The organism is Microvirga rosea (assembly GCF_020595095.1).
GTDB lineage: Bacteria > Pseudomonadota > Alphaproteobacteria > Rhizobiales > Beijerinckiaceae > Microvirga > Microvirga rosea.
The window spans coordinates 378,952-397,440 of sequence record NZ_JAJDOP010000002.1; the positions used below are offsets into that span (position 1 = coordinate 378,952).

Below are 18,489 nucleotides of genomic sequence, written 5' to 3' on the forward strand. Positions count from 1 at the left end.
TCAGCTTAGCCGTAAGAGTGTGAATTTCCTGGGATTTATTTGTTAACGAAGGGTTTTAACCCCCCTCAGGACGTGGATTGCGCCACAAGCTGCGCGTTCGTCTGCTCAAGCCGCTTCGCCAGTTCCCGCATCACCGCCAGGGCCATTTGGGGGAACTGCGCCAGGAGCTCGAGGAAAACCCGTTTGTCGATCCGCAGGGCAGTGGTTGGAACGGCCGCCATGATCGTGGCGGAGCGCGGGGTATCGGACAGGATCCCCATTTCACCCACCAGGGCGTTCTCGCCCATTTCCGCCACCCGGATTTCACCGTGGGGCGTATCGAGAAGAACCTGGGCTCGTCCGTCAAGGATCACGTAGGCGGCGTCGGCCGCATCGCCTTGGGAAAAGAACCGTTGCCCACCAGCGAATTGAACGCGCTCGCTGGTAAAGGCGAGAAGCTTCAATCGGGCTGGGTCGATGTCCCGGAACATCGGCACCTGGCGCAGTGATTGAACCTCGGCCTCAAGGGTCATGCAACCTCTCCTGCTATGGGTTGGGCGGTGTCGGGAACCGGTTTTTCGGCATCCCGCGCCGAACCGCTCCGTTCTTCCGTTAAGATCTGGGCATTCTTGAAACGCATCAGAACATCGAAGGGCCCGGCCTGTCGATCATTGGGGAGCACCATGAACAGCGATCGCCCTTCGGACAGTTCAAACAGCACCTCGGTCATCTTCTGAGCCCGGATCTCGTCGAACGGCGAAAGTGCGCCGTCGAGGATGAGAATGTCCGGGCTTTTGACGAGGCAGCGGGCGAGATTGACGCAAGCACGCTCCTGCGGCGTGAGAAGCCTGCCCGCGGTGCCGACCTGGTGATCGAGGCCGATCCGCTCGATATCCTCCAACAGGCCCATGTCGCGCACGACGGCCGACACGGCCTCGGCGACCCGCGCCTGTGCGTTGGCGACCCGGTAGCTGATGCGCCCGAACAGCAGGTTGTCCCGCAGCGGCGCAGCGGCGCAAATTCTCTCCGGATCGTAGAATTCGACCGCGTCCGCATCCGCGCTCTGAAGCATCTCGCGAACGAGGCGCCGCGCGTGAACGAGAAGCAGCTTCAGGGAATTGTCGAGGAGGCCAAGACGGTGACGCGGCTCGATATAGGCCAGCGGCAAGGACAGGAGCTTCGCCCGCTCCTCCTTCGAAAGTGAGGTGTCGGAACGGGCGTGCTTGCGAAGGATCGCCTCGAAGTCGGTCAGCTCCTCGGCACCGATGAACGAGAACTGCTCGAAAAGCGAGTGCCCCGGCGGAAGGCCTTCGAAGATCTCGGTCATCGTCTCGGCGATCTGGAGGCCCATATGGACCAGATCGTCGCTCAGCCCGGCCCGCTCGATCGCATCCCGGAAATCCGGGTTGTAGGCTAGGTTCCGTCCTTTGAACTCGTCGGATTTCGGCACGCCGAAGAGCAGGTTCTCGGCGACCGTGGTCTGCTCGTTGTAGCCCTCCGGGTCGAACGGGTCGACGAGGCCGGCCATTCCCTCGGCCTGAAACGTCTCGCGCAGCCGGTGGCGCGCCTCGACGATGCGCTCGGCCAGTTCGGGCTCCTCGTCCGGATCGAGCCATCCGGCGAGACCGAAGAGATAGATCTCCCCGCCCATGCCGAGCTTGTTGAGGAGATTTACCAGGATCCGGTCGAGATCGTCCGCGTCACGGGCCCCGATCCGTCCGTAGTCGATCCACTGATCCGCGATGTTCTCGACGGGGTTCCCGGTCCTTTTCGCCTCGGTGATGCGGCGCATCTCCTCCCGGGAATCGGCGGGCGCAACGCCATCGGACGGCTTGCGGCGCAGCCCGTAGATGAGATTGTCGCGGATCGTGCCCGGAAAGAGGATCGGGTCGATTCCCGCGTAAGCCAGCCGCTGTCCGATCACGGCGGGCGGAATCTGCTGGAGGTCGCGCTCGCCGATCCGGATCTGTCCGCTGTATCCGTGCATCCGCCTCGCCAGGATGCGCGCCATGATGCTGGCTGCGGCGCCCCCGCTGGAGATGACGGCGACCTTCGCCGGAAGTGTGATGGCGAAGGAGGCATTGTCGAGGATCATGCCCCCATGGGCGTCGCTGACCCGCAATTCCTCCGCATGCAGCGGACCGATCAGGGGCTCGTCCTGAACCCTCTCCTCGCGGGCCGACACGAAGGGCAGCAAACGCTCTTCCGCGAAGTGCTCGGTCACCTGATCGTATTTGACCTGCACGTCGAGGCGCTGCTGATCCCAGTCGATCAGCTCCTTCAAGGGCGGCGGCAATTCCCGATAGGCCCCGATCACCGCAACGAGCTGGCCGATGTCCAGCGTCCCGCGGATCGCGAAATAGCCGCCGACCGCATAGAAGAAGAACGGGGTCAGCTGCGAGAGAAAGTTGTTGAGAAATTTGACGATGAATTTCCGATTGTAGATTTTGACCCGCAGGTCGAAGAGCCGGAACAGGCGATGGCCGATCTCCGCCTTCTCCCAGCCATAGGCGTTGTGGACGTGGACCGCCTCGATCCCGTCGAGAACCTCGCCGATGCGCCCGGCGAGTTCGCGGGATGCGAGCTGGCGCTGCTTGCCCAGCCGCAGCAATTCCCGGCGCAGGTAGGGAATGATCGTGAACTGGACCCCCACCACCGCGATGGCCATCAGACCGAGCCAGAGATTCTGGACGATGATGAAGAACAGCGCCGTCAGCGCCTGGGTGCCGAGGAAGATCGGCGTGATGAAGGCATCCCCGATGAAGCCGCCGACAGGCTCCACCTCATCCTTGATGATCGTCGCGGTCTCCGACGACTTGACCGTCCGTAAGGCCTCCGGCGTGAACCGGAGCACCATGGAGAATAGATCGAAGCGCATGCGCCGCAGCATCCGTTCGCCGAGGATGCCCTTCGCGACATTGATCCAGTACTTGAACGCGCCGTTGATGATGACGAAGAACAGAAACAGGCACGACAACCCGAGCAGAAGGCCGATCCGGCCCAGTTCGAAGCCATCAAAGATGTGGAAAGATTGGCCACCCAGCCAGTTCGGCAGGTGAAGATCGAGCTTGAGGAAGGGGGCCGTGGCCTGCCCTTCCCGGAAGGCCTCGCCCTGAATGGCCTGGTTGACGATCTGGCGGGGCAGGTCGAGAGAGGCGAAATAAAACGGCTGGGAAGCGAGCACGACGGCGCACACGATCAGCTGATCGCGTTTCGAATGTGTCCAGATATATCGGAACAGGCTCTTTTCCATCGCGCCGACGATACCATCTCCGGTCCGGCAGACCATCCCTCTTTCCCTTTGCGAGGGGCTGCCTTAGCTTGTTATCCAGGGGCTCTTGCAACGCAAGAGGGCGGTGTCTTAACGTTCGCCGGGCAATCACCGGGTTGAGTGCCCAAACAGCAACCCTTCTGACGGACTTGAAGATGGACCACCCATTGCAGCCTCCATCGGGGCGCCCCAGCGGCACCCGGGTCCTGATCTATAGTCACGACACGTTCGGGCTGGGCCATCTCCGCCGATCTCGGGCCATTGCCAACGCCATCGCCCAGGAACGGGCCGATTGCTCCATCGTGATCATCTCCGGCTCGCCGGTGATCGGCAATTTCGAGTTCGGAAGCGGCGTCGACTACATCCGCATTCCCGGCGTCACCAAGCTTCCCGACGGCGACTACCGCAGCCTCAACCTCAACGTGGACCTGGATGAGGCCGTCGGCCTGCGCCAGGATCTGATCCTGCAGGCCGCCCGGTCCTTCCGGCCCGACGTTTTCATCGTGGACAAGGAGCCCGCCGGCTTCCGCGGCGAAGTGGTCCCGGCGCTCGAATATCTCGGAAACCAGGGCTGCCGCCGCGTCCTCGGCATCCGCGACGTCATGGACGAGCCGGCCCTCCTGGTGCCCGAATGGGAGCGCAAGGGCGCGAAGGACGTCCTGTCCCGCTCCTATGACGAGATTTGGGTCTATGGCCTGGAAGACGTTTATCGCCCCCTGGCGGCTCTCGGCCTGCCCCCCTCGGTGGAGCGGCGGATCACCTATACGGGATATCTGCGCCGGGAAGTGCCGCCGACCCCGTCCCTGACCCGCTATCCCAAGATCACCAAGCAGCCGTTCATCCTCGTCACCACGGGCGGTGGCGGCGACGGTGACGACCTGATCGACTGGGTCATTTCGGCCTATGAGCAGGACGAGACGATCGACATGCCGTCCCTGATCGTGTTCGGCCCGTTCGTGAACCGGGACATGCGCCGCTCCTTCATGGAGCGTATCGCCCGCCATCCCAAGCTCGATGCGATCTCGTTCGACACCAAGATCGAGCACCTGATGCAGAAGGCCGCCGCCATCGTGGCCATGGGCGGGTACAACACGTTCTGCGAGATCCTGTCCTTCGACAAGCGCGCCCTGATCGTTCCCCGGACCCGGCCGCGCCTGGAGCAGCACATCCGGGCGGTCGCGGCGGAACGGCTCGGCCTCGTGAGCATGCTGAGCGATTATGGAGCGCCGCGCACCCCCGCCCGCATGGCGAGGGCCCTCAAGGGCCTTGCGGGCCAGCCGCGTCCGTCCGAGGTCGTCATTCCGGGACTTCTCGATGGGCTGGACCGGGTTCAGGAGCGGTTGAAAGCCCTGATCGCCTCGCAGGAGCCCCCGGCGACCCGGCAAGCGGCCGAGTAATCCCCCGCGCGTTCACCGCGAGCCGATCTGCCTCGGCCATCCTGCCTGTTTCTTGAGGACTTGACCGTCTGCTGCGGGGCCTTAAGGCTCCGGCGGGCTTTTCCTCAGCCGCCATCGAGTTATTGTTCGCATGCCGCTTTCCGCGCCCCAACAACGCCTGGCCGTGACCGTGAAGGGCTATCCGCGCCTGTCCGAAACCTTCATCGCGCAGGAGATCCTGGCGCTGGAGCAGCGCGGGCTGTCCCTCGAGATCTGGTCGCTCCGTCATCCGACGGAAAAGGCCGTGCACCCCATGAACCGCGCCATCAAAGCTCCCGTCCGGTACCTGCCGGAATATCTCTACGAGGAGCCTTTGAGAGTGCTCAAGGGTCTCTTCTGGGGTCTGAGGCAGCCGGGTTTTCGGGCCCTCATGCGGGCATTCCGGGCCGATCTGAAGCGCGACCTCACGGCCAACCGGGTGCGGCGTCTCGGACAGGCCCTCGTCATGGGACGCGAGCTGCCCCCCGGCATTCGCCATCTTCATGTTCATTATCTCCATACCCCGGCTTCCGTCGTGCGCTATGCGGCGCTCCTGACCGGACGCACCTGGACGTTCTCGGCCCATGCCAAGGACATCTGGACGACACCGGATTGGGAAAAGCGCGAGAAGCTCGCCGAGGCCTTGTGGGGCGTGACCTGCACCGCCGAAGGGGGCCGCCACCTTCAGGCGCTGGCGCCTCGTCCCGACCATGTGTCCCTGGTCTATCACGGGCTGGACCTCGCCCGCTTTCCCGCGCCTCCCGACAGCCATTCGTCCCGGGATGGATCCGACCCGGCCGATCCCGTGCGGATCGTGTCCGTCGGGCGGGCCGTCGCCAAGAAGGGCTTCGGCGATCTCCTCAAGGCCCTGGCGGCCCTGCCGCCCGACCTGCACTGGCGCTTCGTCCATGTGGGCGGGGGCGAACTGCTCGATACCCTCAAGGCTCAGGCGAAGAACGACGGCATCGCCGACAAGGTCGCGTTCTTGGGCCCCAAGGCGCAGCCCGACATCATCGCCCTGCTCCGCGAGGCGGATATCTTCGTTCTTCCGTCCAAGAAAGCGCGCTCGGGCGATCAGGACGGACTGCCCAACGTGCTGATGGAAGCGGCGAGCCAGAAGCTCGCCGTCATCGCCACGGATTTCGCCGGCATTCCCGAGTTCATCCGCAACGACCGGGAGGGTCAGCTCGTCCCTTCGGGAGACTGGGAGGCTCTTTCCAACGCCCTCAATCTCCTGGCTCGCGAGCCGGAACGCCGCGCATCCTATGGAGCGGCGTCCTTTGAGCGCCTGCGGCGCGATTTCTCCATGGATGGGGGCATCGAGATCCTGGAGGAGCGTTTTCGCGCCGTCCTCGGCGACCAACCTGCAACGGGTCCGGTGACGGTGTGAGCCCTCCCCGCGCCATCGCGTTCTACGCACCCCTGAAAAGCCCGAACCACCCTTCGCCGTCGGGCGACAGGACGATGGCCCGCCTGCTCATGCGGGCACTTGAGACCGCTGGGTTTTCCGTGTCCCTGGCCAGCGAGTTGCGGACGCTCGACAAAACGGGCGACCCGACATGCCAGGAACAGCTGCGCATGGCGTCCGCCGTGACCGCGGAGGATCTCGTGCACCGCTACCGTGCCGAGCCTCGCGAGCAGCGCCCGGCGCTCTGGTTCACCTACCACGTCTACTACAAGGCACCGGACTGGATCGGCCCTCGGGTGGCGGATGCTCTGGCTATTCCTTACGTGATCGCGGAAGGGTCCCGGGCCGCAAAGCGCGCCGACGGCCCCTGGGCCCTTGGGCATGCGGGTGCCGAGGCCGCGCTCGACAGGGCGAACGCGGTCATCGCCATGACGGACCGGGACAGGATCGCCCTGGCCGCCGCGAAGCCTGACGGACAGCGGCTGATCGACCTTGCACCCTTCATCGATGCGGGGGAATGGGATCACCCTCGCCTCTCGCCCCGCGAAAACGGCGCGCCCCGCCTCCTGACCGTCGCGATGATGCGCCCGGGAGACAAGCTTGCGTCCTATCGCATTCTGGCCGCCTCGCTCGGCGAGATCCGGCATCATCCCTGGACCCTGGATATCGTCGGCGACGGAGACGCGCGACGGGACGTGGAAGAGCTGTTCTGCGCCTTCACGGGGCGTGTTCGCTTTCATGGGCACATGACCATGCACGAAGGTTTGGGCGACCTTTATCGGCACGCCGATCTCTTCGTCTGGCCTGCCGTGAACGAAGCCTACGGAATGGTTTTGCTGGAAGCGCAACTCTTCGGCTGTCCGGTTGTCGCCGGTGCTCATGGGGGCGTGGCCAATGTGGTGCGGCACATGGAGACCGGCATTCTCACGCCGCCCGATGACGTAAGAGCCTTTGCGGAAGCCGTCGGCTCCCTCCTTCAGGCGCCCGAGCAACGGCGGCGTCTCGGAGCGGCGGCGTACCGGTTCGTTCAGGACGAGAGAAGTTTTCCGCAGGCGTCTGCAATTCTGCGCGAGACCTTGAACGACCTGATCGAAAGATCACGGCCATGAGTTCCCGGGTCCTGATCGTCGTCACGCATCTGCTGGGGTCGGGACATCTGACCCGGGCCGCGTCCCTCGCGCGCGCCTTTGCATCGGCCGGCCATCCGACGACCCTCGTTTCCGGCGGAAGTCCGGTGCCGCTGCCGTTCTGTCCGGGCGTGCAGCTCGTGCAGTTGCCGCCTGTCCGAACGATCGGCACGGACTTCAAAACACTGCTGGATGCCGACGGGCGGCCGATCACCGACAAGGACAGGCAAGAGCGCCGCAGGCTCCTTCTCGAAACCTTGGATGCCGTGCAGCCGCAGGTGCTGATCACGGAGCTTTTTCCCTTCGGGCGGCGCGTGCTCGCGGAGGAATTCGAAGCTCTTCTGGCGGCCGCCACCGCCTTGCCGCATCGACCGCTGATCGTCTCGTCGATCCGCGATGTTCTGGTCGCGCCCGCGCGGCCGGAACGGATCGCCGAGGCCCATCGGCGGATCGCACGCTTCTACGATGCCGTGCTGGTTCACGGAGACCCGAGCATCGTGCCCCTCGATGCGTCCTGGCCCGTCGACGGGATGCTGCGCCCGATGCTGCACGACACGGGCTATGTGGACGAGGGTTCCGATGTATCCGCCGCGGCCGCGCGAAACGGCATCGTGGTATCCGGCGGATCGAGCGCATCGAGTCTTCCGGTGTATCGCGCCGCTCTCGATGCCGCCCGCCGGGTCCCCGACCGGCCGTGGCACATTCTGGTCGGGCGCGGAATCACGCAGCCGGATTTCGAGGCGCTCTGCCGGGACGCGCCGGCCCATGTGACCGTTGAACGGGCGCGGCCCGATTTCAGGGCCTTGCTCGCGCGGTCGGAACTGTCGGTCAGTCAGGCCGGATACAACACCTGCGTCGATCTGCTTCGCGCAGGCGTCCGATCGATCCTTATCCCCTTCGAGGCCGGCCACGAGACCGAACAGCGCTTGCGCGCCGACCGTTTCGCGGCCTTGGGGCTGGCAAGCGTGATCGGTGAGGACCGGTTATCCGGCGAGGCACTGGCGGCCGCGGTGGAAACGCAACTCCGAGCCGGCCTTCCTTTGCCGCCGCCTATTTCGCTCGATGGCGCAAGACACAGCGTCGCGATCATCGAGGCTCTCACGGTCGCGGTGCCGCCGGTTCACGAAAGCATCGATTGGGCGCCTCTCGGCGAGGCGCTCCGGCGCGCTAGGGATCGTGGCCGCGCCGTTCGCTTCTGGTGGCGGGACGACGATGCCGTTGCGGCAACGCCCCAGCTCGAGCGGCTCCTGTCCCTGTCGGATCGCTTCCAGGCCGGCCTTGCGCTGGCCTGCGTGCCAATGGGCTTGGAACCATCGCTCGCGCAGCGGCTTTCCGCCTCGGAACGGGCCGCCGCCCTGGTTCATGGCCTCGGCCACGTCAACCACGCTCCCGGGGGCGAGAAAAAGGCCGAATTCGGGCCCCATCGTCCGCTGGAGACGCTGGTCAGGGAAGCGGGGGATGCGCTGGTGCGGTCGAGAGCGGTGCTGGGCGACCGGCTCCTGCCCGTTTTCGTGCCGCCCTGGAACAGGATCGCGCCCGCATTGATCGATCGTCTGCCGCAGGCCGGATACAGCGCCCTGTCCACCTTCAGGGACCGGGACAGCGCCCGTCCGGTGAAAGGCCTGACCGTTATCAACACGCATGTCGATCCCATCGATTGGCACGGCACGCGCAGCCTCATCGATCCATCCACAATCATCCGCAACCTCGCGGATGCGGTGGAACGGCGCGTTTCCGGCCATGCGGATGTAGAAGAACCCGTCGGGCTTCTGACTCACCATCTCGTCCACGACGAGAGGGTCTGGACATTTTGCGAGAACCTGTTGGTCTATCTGTCACGAAATAATGAGAGTTTCGTTGCGATTAATGAGCTATTCTGTAACAAAAACAGGATCGTCGCTGGCCCATAATGCGTTATCGTGGCGTGACGGGTAGCCACCCGGAGGAGTTCATGGAAAAGCCACTCCTGTCGATCCGCGATCTGGCGGTCGATTTCGAGACAGAGACCGGGCGCTTCAGGGCCGTCGATGGCCTGTCCTTCGACATTCCCAAGGGCAAGACCGTCGCCCTCGTCGGCGAGTCCGGATCGGGCAAGTCGGTCACGGCCCAGGCGATCCTCCAGATTCTTTCGAAGAAGGCCCATATCGCGGCCGGAACCATCACGTTCAACGATCCCGAGCGGGCGGATTCCATCGAGATCGCAGCCCTGACCCCGGACAGCACCGACATGCGCGCGCTCCGGGGCGGCCGGATTTCGATGATCTTTCAGGAGCCGATGACGTCCCTGTCGCCGCTCCACACCATCGGCGACCAGATTTCCGAAGCCCTGGTGATCCACCAGCAGGTTTCGCAGGAAGAAGCCCTCGAGCGGACGAAGGAGGTGCTGGCCCGGGTCGGATTCCCAGATCCGCGCCGCGCTTTGAGAACCTATCCGTTCGAATTGTCGGGCGGCCTGAGGCAGCGGGCCATGATCGCCATGGCGCTGATCACCCGTCCGGCTCTTCTGATCGCCGACGAGCCGACCACGGCCCTCGACGTGACCACGCAGGCCCAGATCCTCGACCTGATCAAGGAGCTTCAGGCCGAAACCGGCATGTCGGTCCTGCTCATCACCCATGATCTCGGAGTCGTCGCCAACGTCGCCGACGAAGTCGTGGTGATGTATCGCGGCCGCGTGATGGAGTCAGGCCCGCGCGAAGTGATCTTCCGCCACGCGCAGCATCCTTATCTGCAGGCGCTCATGCGCGCGGTTCCGCGCTTCGCCATGGCGGAAAACGAGCGGCTGACGCCGATCCGCGAGGTGAAGAGCGCCACCCTCGAAACGGCCCATAAACCGGAACGTACCGAGCCGAAGGGCCCGATCCTCAAGGCCGAGAACCTGACCAAGTGCTTCACGCTCCGCTCCGGCTGGTTCTCGGGACGGATCCGCAAGATTCACGCGGTCAACGGCGTGTCCCTGGCCCTGCCCGTCGGCAAGACGCTCGGACTCGTCGGGGAATCCGGCTGCGGCAAGACCACGGTCTCCAAAATGATCATGCGCGCCATGGAGCCGGATACGGGACAGGTGCTCTTCGACGACGGCACCGGCCCGCGGAACGTGCACGAGCTCGAAGGCGACGCCCTGAAGGATTATCGCCGCAGCGTGCAGTTCATCTTTCAGGATCCGTTCTCGTCCCTCAATCCGCGGATGACCGTGTACGAGATCCTCACCGAACCGCTGATCATTCACGGCATCGGCGACAGCGACATGCGCTATCACCGCGCCAAGGAGCTTCTCGACATGGTCGGCCTCGACCGCCGGGCCCTGCGCCGCTACCCTCATTCCTTCTCGGGCGGACAACGGCAACGGCTCGGCATCGCGCGGGCACTGGCGCTGGAACCGCGTGTGCTGATCTGCGACGAGCCCGTATCGGCCCTCGACGTCTCGGTTCAGGCTCAAGTGCTGAACCTGCTCAAGGATCTCCAGGCGGCGCTGGATCTGTCCTATCTGTTCGTGTCGCACAACCTTGCGGTCGTCGATTACATCGCGGACACCATCGCGGTGATGTGCCGTGGCTATATCGTCGAACAGGCGCCTAAGACGTCCCTGTTCAGGAATCCGGTCCATCCGTATACGCAGGCGCTGCTGGCGGCGGTTCCCGACCCCGACATCGATCGTCCCCTTGACTTCGCCAAGCTGCGCGCGGACCGCTTCTCCCATCCGGATCAGTGGCCCGAGCCCTTCCGGCTCCAGGAAGGAGAAGCGGGGGTCATGAAGGAAATCGAGCCGGGGCATCAGATCCGCCTCGGACAGCTTTCGGTCAAGGAGGCTGCATGATGACGATGAAAGCCCGCCTGAGAACCGGTCTCCTAGCGCTGCTCCTCGCCGTTCCGGCCCTGCCGGCCCTGGCCACGGACTTCGTGGAACAGCCCTTCTTCAAGGACAAGATCGCCAACAAGGAATTGCCGCCCGTCGGTGACCGCGTGCCGAAAGCGCCATTGGTGTCCGCGGAGGCCAACGGCGAATACGGCGGGGACGTGGTCACCCTCGTGGCGCGGGCCCGCGACATCCGCTACATCAGCACCTTCGGCTACACGCGCCTCGTCGGTTACGACCGCAATCTCGACCTCCAGCCCGATCTTCTCGAGAAGGCCGACAGCGAGGACGACCGCATCTTCACCTTCACGATCCGGGAGGGGCATCGCTGGTCGGACGGGCATCCCTTCACGGCGGAGGACTTCCGGTATTTCTGGGAAGACGTCGCCCAGAACAAGGACCTGTCGCCCGCCGGGGTGCCGGAATTCATGATGGTGGATGGCAAGCCCGCGACGTTCGAAGTGATCAACGAGCGAACCGTACGCTACACCTTCGACAAGCCGAACCCACGCTTCCTGCCTTATCTCGCGGGTCCGGTCGATCCGGGCATCTATCGCCCCGCCCATTATCTCAGGCAGTTTCACGCGAAATATGCCGACAAGGCGAAGCTCGACGAAGCCGCGAAGGCGCAAAAGCTGAAATCCTGGGCGGCCCTTCACAATCGTCTCGACGACATGAAGGAGCACACGAACCCGGACGAACCGGTGCTCCAGGCCTGGCGCGTCACCAACAGGGCGCCGGCGAACCGCTTCGTGTTCGAACGCAATCCCTACTATCACCGCGTCGACACCCACGGTCACCAATTGCCGTATCTCGACCGGATCATCATGGACGTCTCCTCCGGGGGGCTGTTCGCCGCGAAAGCGAATGCGGGCGAGGTGGATCTCCTGTTCCGCGGCATTTCCATGAGCGACATCCCGATCCTGAAGCAGGGCGAAAAGGCTCACGACTACACCACCTTGCTGTGGCCCTATGCGCGCGGTTCCGAGCTTGCGCTCTATCCGAATCTCAACGCGAAGGATCCGGTGTGGCGCGCGCTCAACCGGGATCCGCGCTACCGGCGTGCCCTGTCCCACGCCATCGATCGCAAGACCCTGAACAACGTGTTCCTGTTCGGTCTCGGAATCGAAGGCAACAACACGGTCATGGAGCAGAGCCCCTTGTCGTTCCCTTCGCTGCGGACCCTCAACGCCACCTATGACCCGGCCGAGGCTTCGCGTCTGCTCGACGAGATCGGCCTGAAGAAGCGCAATTCCGCCGGTATCCGTCTGCTGCCCGACGGGCGCGAGATGGAAATCATCGTCGAAACGGACGGGGAAGCCAGTCATATCGTCGACGCCCTGACGCTGATCGGAGAATTCTGGCGCGAAGTCGGCGTCAGGCTCTTCGTGAAGCCGCAGGACCGGACCGTGCTGCGCAACCGCGCCTATGCGGGCCTGACCAACGTGGTCGCCGGCCAGGGCTTCGACAACGCCGTCCCTACGGCGATCATGCCGCCAAGCGAGTACGCCCCGATGCGCCAGGACAACTATTCCTGGCCACAATGGGGGCAGCACGTGGAAACCAAGGGCAAGAACGGAGAGGCGGTGGACATCCCGGAAGCGCGACGGCTGCTCGATCTTTATTCGATCTGGATGAACACGGCGAACCGCGGCGTCCAGCGCGATGTGTGGACCGAAATGCTGCGCAACCATTCCGAGAACCAATGGTCCATCGGAACGGTTGCGGGCGCCCTGCAGCCGATCGTCGTGCGCAACGGCCTGAAAGGGCTGCCTCAGAAGGCCCTTTACAGCTGGGAGCCGACGGCTTTGATCGGCATCTACCGGGTGGATGAGATGTATTGGAACAAGGCCGCGCTGAAAGAGGCCCGCAGATGATCCGTTTTCTGTTGCGTCGCTTCGTCACGATGCTTGTGACGCTCCTGATCATCTCGGCTCTCGTGTTCCTGATCATCAAGCTGCCGCCGGGCGATTTCCTGTCCAACCAGATCGCCGAGCTCAGGGCCCAGGGTGAGGCGGACGCGGTCGCGAAGGCCGAGTTCCTGATCAAGCAATATGGCCTCGATAAGCCTGCCTGGGAGCAATACCTGGTTTGGCTGGGCGTGATGCCGGGGCAGAACGGCTTTTCCGGCCTGCTTCAGGGGGATTGGGGCTGGTCCTTCGAATATGATCGCCCGGTCTTCGAGGTCGTGGGCGACGCCCTGTGGCTGACGCTTCTGGTCAACATCGCGGTCGTCATCTTCATCCATCTGGTGTCCATCCCGATCGCGATCTACTCGGCGACCCGCCAGTACTCGGTCGGCGATTACATCGCGACCTTCATCGGCTATCTCGGTCTCGCGACACCCAGCTTCCTGCTGGCCCTCATCCTGCTCTACTATTCGAACCGTTGGTTCGGCATCTCGATCGGCGGCCTGTTCGACGCCCGCTTCGCGGGACAGCCGTGGAGCTGGGCCAAGTTCCAGTCGCTCCTCGCGCACCTGATCGTGCCGACCCTGGTGATCGGCCTGGCGGGCACGGCCGCCATGATCCGGCGCATGCGGGCCAATCTCCTGGATGAACTTGGAAAGCAGTATTACGTGACCGCGAAAGCCAAGGGCCTCCCGCCCGGAAGGGCTCTTCTCAAGTATCCGTTCCGCATGTCTCTGAATCCCTTCATCGCCGATATCGGCAACCTTCTGCCGCATCTGGTTTCGGGGTCGGTGCTGGTCTCCCTCGTCCTCAGCCTTCCGACCGTCGGGCCCATCCTGCTCAGCGCCCTCAAGAGCCAGGATCAGTTCCTGGCCGGGTTCATCCTGATGTTCGTCGCGATTCTGACGGTCTTCGGCATGCTGGTTTCGGACCTGCTGCTCGCCTGGCTCGATCCCCGCATTCGGATGGGAGGCGGCCGATGAACGAGGCGCTTCCCTTCAAGCGGCATTACGTCAACAAGGAGCCGTTCGACCCCGGCGCCACCGAGCCCGCAGGGCTTGAGAGCGAGGATTTCTATCGCGCATCGTCGTGGCGGCTCATGTGGTGGAAGTTCCGCCGCCACAAGGTCGCCGTCGCGGCGGCCTTCATCCTCCTGGCGTTCTATCTCCTCATCCCCTTCGTGGAAGTGATCGCTCCCTATAATCAAACGAAGCGGAACGGCGATTTCATTTACGCGCCGCCTCAGCCCGTGCACCTGATGCACGAAGGCCGCTTCGTCGGCCCCTTCGTTTATCCCTACAAATTCACCTTCGACCTGGAGAGCTTCCGCCGCGTCTACACCGTGGACACGTCCAGGCCGGAGCCGATCCGCTTCCTGTGCCGGGGAGATTATTACGAGTTCTGGGGCCTCGTGAGTTCGAACGTCCATCTGTTCTGCCCGCCTGAAAACGGCACGCTCTTCCTGCTCGGGACGGACCGGCTCGGCCGGGATGTCTTCTCCCGCATCATCTACGGCGCCAGGATTTCGCTCACCATCGGCATCGTCGGCATCGCGGTTTCCTTTACCCTCGGCCTCCTGTTCGGCGGCCTTGCGGGCTATCTCGGCGGATGGGTCGATCATGTGATCCAGCGGCTGATCGAAATCCTGCGCTCGCTTCCGGAGCTGCCCCTGTGGCTTGCCCTGTCGGCGGCCCTTCCGGCCAACTGGAGCCCGATCCTGGTGTTTTTCGGCATCACGATCATCCTCGGGCTGCTGGATTGGCCGGGCCTCGCTCGGGCGGTGCGATCGAAACTGCTTTCGCTGCGCGAGGAAGATTTCGTCAAAGCCGCGGAACTGATGGGCGCCTCGAAGCAGCGCATCATCGCACGTCACCTCATCCCGAACTTCATGAGTCACCTGATCGCTTCGGCGACTCTGGCGATCCCATCGATGATTCTGGGTGAAACCGCCCTCTCCTTCCTCGGCCTGGGCTTGCGGCCTCCGGTGACGAGCTGGGGCGTGCTCCTCAACGAAGCGCAGAACCTTGCAGCCGTGCAGCTCCATCCCTGGCTTCTGTTCCCCATCCTTCCTGTAGTGATCGTCGTCCTTGCGTTCAACTTCATGGGCGATGGATTGCGCGACGCGGCAGATCCCTACCATTGATGCAGGCGGCCTGTTGAACGGGCATGCCTGATCCAAGGATGGCTTTTAGCCCTTCCGGGCCCTTTCGGGGGCTTCCACGTCCTGTTCTGGCGGCTGTTCGGCTGGCCTGAAGATCTCGAGGGTTCGGGCCGGATCAATGCCGCCATCACGCAGACCCTCAACGGCGTGCTCATTGATATGTTCTTCGCTTATGGGCGCTCTTGTCCGGCTTGCCGCATTCGCACCACGCCCCCCTGCTTCTCCTGCGAGGCGGATTCCGGGTTCTGGGGGCAGTTCTTCAGCCCCTGCTCTTTCCCATAAGGAATTGGCCTTCTTGGGCGCCTTTTCTGGTTTTCATGATAACCGCGGCCACGCACCTACTTGCCGGTTACATGACCTATGATCGCAGTATCGCACAGCGCTGCTTATCCGTTGCTGCAAAAGCCTATGAATTCGGAGAAGCAATCGAGCATTCGGCAAGGTGATTATTTTCCAGAACGCCGTTTTGTTGACGGTTTATTAAGCCTAACGCGCCAAAACTCCGGCAACATAAAATTCGGGGGAATTGCGGCTCATGCGTGTCCTGTTCGAGAAGGTGCTCTGGCAAGTGGCACAGGCCAACCGTCAAGAAAAGAAGGGCGGTCGTCGAAACAACAAGCGCATGGAGGACATCCTGCGCAAGCGCGACGCAATGGCCGGACGCGTCGCCTTGGGCTTGGTGGGCGTCATCGCTCTATCGTCGATGTCGTTTGCGGGCTATGCGATCCAGGTCGGCGTCAGCCGTTCGGATTTCCCCATGGCCGTTCCGTCCCTCGGCGCCGCATCCAATGGGGACGGCCGCATCGCCTTCCGATCGAAGGATCAGGATCCGACAGTGACCGGGTCGATCCCCAATGGCGCCGTGAGTGACAAATTCCGCCAGGATTCCGCAGCGGTCGATCTGACCGACAGAAATTCCGGCCGCGGTTATGTCGTGAAGAAGATCTTGCGGCGCAGCGCGTTGGTGGAAGGTCCCAACGGCACCCAGGAAGTGACGCCGGGCAGCTTCCTGCCGGGAGCCGGGCGGGTGGTATCCATCTTCAGGTCCGAGAACGGCTGGGTCGTCGTGACCTCCGAGACTATCATCCGCGAAGGCGCGGTGCTGGGCCTGGGGACGGCATCGAACGCCGAACGCGGCTCGAGCTGAGACGCTTTTTTCCTCGCCACGGTCCGTCAGTCCGCGCCGCCCCGATTTCGGGCGGCGTTTTCATGTCCCCGTCGCGTGTGCCGCCACGCCGGCCTTCGTGACGGTTGAACGGGCGGATGCGATCAGCTGGTCGAGTAATCCCGGATAAAGGCGCTCGATATCGGCCCGGCGCAGGGACATGTAACGGGACGTGCCTTCGCTGCGGACGGTGACGAGCCCGGCTTCCCGCATTTTGGCGAAGTGATAGCTCAGGTTGGACTTCGCCCCCATGTCGCCGAAGCTGCCGCACCGGATTTCCTCCGGGGTGTCGGCCAACCGGACGAGAATGGCCAAGCGCGTCGGGTCGCTCAAGGCCGACAGGATCGCAGACAGCTCAATTGCTTCCGCAGGGGGGTGAAAAGGGTCGCGCATGGCCTTTTATGTAGCCAGACATTCGCCCATGCGCAATGTTCAACAAACGTTGAAATAGCCTCTTGCCAGTTTCACCGAACAGGTTCATTTGTTCAATGACTTTTGAACAAAAGGAACAGGCATGTTCTCTCAATTGATCTGGCTGGCGCTTGGCGCCTTCACTGTCGGTACGGAAGGGTTCGTCATCGCAGGCCTTCTCCCGGATATTTCCGCCGAAGCCGGCATCACCATCGCCCAAGCGGGGACCCTTGTGACGGCCTTTTCCCTGGCCTATGCGGTTGGCACGCCGGTCCTGGCGACCCTGCTCGGGAGCGTCGACCGTCGGTATGTTCTTGCGGGAACGATGGGGCTTTTTGCTGCCGCCAACGCTGGCGCCGCCCTCACCTCCTCGTTCTCGGCGCTGCTGATCGCCCGGGTGGCGATGGCCGTCGCTGCGGGACTTTATGCGGCGACCGCGCAGGCGACTGCGATCGCCCTGTCGTCTCCTGACCACCGGGCTCGCGCGATCTCCGTTGTCGTCGGCGGCACAACGGTTGCCGTTGCCCTTGGGGCGCCGATCGGCGCCCTCCTGGCGACCGTGACCGGCTGGCGCGGCACCTTTGCGGCCATAGCGCTTCTCAGCGCCTGCACGGCCCTTGCGATTCTGGTCAAGCTTCCCGGCAACCTGCGTGGCTCGCGAATTCCCCTCCGCCAGCGCGCCGCCGTCGCCGTGCGTCCCGGCATGCTGCCCCTTCTGGCGACGACCTTCCTGTGCCTGACGGGAGGCTTCACGGTCTTTACCTATATCGCTCCGCTTGCGGTCGATGGAGCCGGGCTGCCCGGCACGCTGATCCCCGGATTGCTGCTGGCATTCGGCGTTGGCTCGGCCCTCGGAAACATCGCGGGCGGTCAAGCATCCGACCGCTTCGGCCCTCGCCCGACCCTTATCTTCTCGACCCTGGCCGTCAGCCTCATTCTCGTTGCCATGTCAGTCGTGGTGAAGACCGTATCCGCGCCTCTCGCCGGCCCGATCCTGGTGGGGCTCACGATCCCGTGGGGAATCTTCGCCTGGATGGTGCCGCCGACACAGGCGAGCCGCATCGTCGCCCTCGATCCGGAAAGCGCACCGGTTTCCCTCTCGCTCAACGCATCCATCCTCTATCTCGGGATCGCGTTCGGGTCCTTCGTGGGCGGTGAGGTCATGGACCTCGGCCGGATGAACGACCTCGGCTTCGTGGCCGCCGTATTTCCGCTTCTGGCTCTCGCGATCGTGCTGACGACGCGAGAGCGCACCCGGCAACGGAGCTCGCCCGTTCCGGCAAAAACCTGCGAGCCACTGCAGGCCGCGACCCATTAAAAGCCACGCACTTTACCTGCGAGGTTATGTCCTTTGCGTCGATCCGGCCCCATCCTCGGGTCATGAATCGACGCAAAGGATAACGCCTGTGAAGCATGATCGTCATCGACCCCGCACCGCAACGGCCGGGCCACGCACCTTCGTGATCAGTTTTCATATCAGGGATGGTTTCCAGGAAGAATTCCTCGCCCTGCTGACACCTGTGCTCGATGCCATGAGGCATGAGGCGACCTTCATCAATGCGATGCTTCACCAAGATCCGGACAATCCCGCCAGATTCATGCTCTATGAAACCTGGGCCGATCTGGACGAGGTGATGAACGTGCAGATCGGGCGGGATTATCGGAAAGCCTTCTGGGACCGTCTTCCAGAACTCCTGAGCGAGCCGCGTCACATACAAACCTGGCAGCCGATCCGCTCGGATTTTACGTTCTTCGCGGCTTGGTAGCTCAACGCGCGGCCAACAAA

Annotated in this window: 14 protein-coding genes; 11 read left to right on the plus strand and 3 right to left on the minus strand. The window is 63.6% G+C overall.

Features of this window, described 5'->3' with window-relative positions; genetic code table 11:
- Positions 1-65 precede the first annotated feature (65 nt).
- Together LJD17_RS06210 and LJD17_RS06215 are read right to left on the minus strand one after the other, a co-directional pair.
- A complete protein-coding gene (locus tag LJD17_RS06210; protein WP_227383283.1) occupies positions 66-512 on the minus strand; it encodes a Crp/Fnr family transcriptional regulator in 447 nt (148 codons plus the stop codon).
- Positions 509-3,268 (minus strand): ABC transporter transmembrane domain-containing protein, encoded by a 2,760-nt coding sequence (locus LJD17_RS06215; protein WP_227383284.1) that lies wholly within the window; start codon positions 3,266-3,268, stop codon positions 509-511. The genes LJD17_RS06210 and LJD17_RS06215 overlap by 4 nt, the downstream gene beginning before the upstream one ends.
- Positions 3,269-3,405: 137 nt before the next feature.
- Between LJD17_RS06215 and LJD17_RS06220 the strand changes: the two genes are divergently transcribed.
- From LJD17_RS06220 to LJD17_RS06260, 9 genes are all read left to right on the plus strand, one after another.
- Entirely contained in the window at positions 3,406-4,647 is a 1,242-nt protein-coding gene (locus tag LJD17_RS06220; RefSeq protein ID WP_227383285.1) for a glycosyltransferase family protein, read from the plus strand.
- A 130-nt stretch (positions 4,648-4,777) separates the two neighbouring features.
- Positions 4,778-6,055, plus strand: a complete 1,278-nt coding sequence (locus LJD17_RS06225) for a glycosyltransferase family 4 protein (protein WP_227383286.1) — start codon at positions 4,778-4,780, stop codon at positions 6,053-6,055.
- Positions 6,052-7,182 carry a glycosyltransferase family 4 protein gene (locus LJD17_RS06230; protein WP_227383287.1) on the plus strand — a complete coding sequence of 377 codons (1,131 nt, stop codon included), beginning with the start codon at positions 6,052-6,054 and terminating at the stop codon, positions 7,180-7,182. The genes LJD17_RS06225 and LJD17_RS06230 overlap by 4 nt, the downstream gene beginning before the upstream one ends.
- A complete protein-coding gene (locus LJD17_RS06235) occupies positions 7,179-9,110 on the plus strand; it encodes a glycosyltransferase (protein ID WP_227383288.1) in 1,932 nt (643 codons plus the stop codon). The genes LJD17_RS06230 and LJD17_RS06235 overlap by 4 nt, the downstream gene beginning before the upstream one ends.
- Positions 9,111-9,151: 41 nt before the next feature.
- Positions 9,152-11,017 carry an ABC transporter ATP-binding protein gene (locus tag LJD17_RS06240; protein WP_227383289.1) on the plus strand — a complete coding sequence of 622 codons (1,866 nt, stop codon included), beginning with the start codon at positions 9,152-9,154 and terminating at the stop codon, positions 11,015-11,017.
- The gene (locus tag LJD17_RS06245; protein ID WP_227383661.1) at positions 11,017-12,933 is read left to right on the plus strand and encodes an ABC transporter substrate-binding protein; all 1,917 of its coding nucleotides are present in this window, start codon (positions 11,017-11,019) and stop codon (positions 12,931-12,933) included. Before LJD17_RS06240 ends, LJD17_RS06245 begins: the two co-directional genes overlap by 1 nt.
- Positions 12,930-13,949, plus strand: coding sequence for an ABC transporter permease (locus LJD17_RS06250; RefSeq protein ID WP_227383290.1), 1,020 nt, complete (start codon positions 12,930-12,932; stop codon positions 13,947-13,949). Before LJD17_RS06245 ends, LJD17_RS06250 begins: the two co-directional genes overlap by 4 nt.
- Positions 13,946-15,109, plus strand: coding sequence for an ABC transporter permease (locus tag LJD17_RS06255; protein WP_227383291.1), 1,164 nt, complete (start codon positions 13,946-13,948; stop codon positions 15,107-15,109). The genes LJD17_RS06250 and LJD17_RS06255 overlap by 4 nt, the downstream gene beginning before the upstream one ends.
- Before the next feature lie 553 nt (positions 15,110-15,662).
- Complete coding sequence (locus LJD17_RS06260; RefSeq protein WP_227383292.1) at positions 15,663-16,274, plus strand: hypothetical protein; 612 nt, start codon at positions 15,663-15,665, stop codon at positions 16,272-16,274.
- 60 nt (positions 16,275-16,334) lie between these two features.
- On the opposite strand, the gene LJD17_RS06265 is transcribed toward LJD17_RS06260, so the two are convergent.
- Positions 16,335-16,685 carry an ArsR/SmtB family transcription factor gene (locus LJD17_RS06265; RefSeq protein ID WP_227383293.1) on the minus strand — a complete coding sequence of 117 codons (351 nt, stop codon included), beginning with the start codon at positions 16,683-16,685 and terminating at the stop codon, positions 16,335-16,337.
- Between the two features lie 121 nt (positions 16,686-16,806).
- Between LJD17_RS06265 and LJD17_RS06270 the strand changes: the two genes are divergently transcribed.
- Positions 16,807-18,021: an MFS transporter gene (locus LJD17_RS06270; RefSeq protein WP_227383294.1), complete on the plus strand. Its 1,215-nt coding sequence runs from the start codon at positions 16,807-16,809 to the stop codon at positions 18,019-18,021.
- Positions 18,022-18,109: 88 nt separating this feature from the next.
- On the plus strand, positions 18,110-18,469 hold the full coding sequence (locus LJD17_RS06275; RefSeq protein WP_227383295.1) for a putative quinol monooxygenase: 360 nt from the start codon (positions 18,110-18,112) through the stop codon (positions 18,467-18,469).
- Positions 18,470-18,489: the final 20 nt, after the last annotated feature.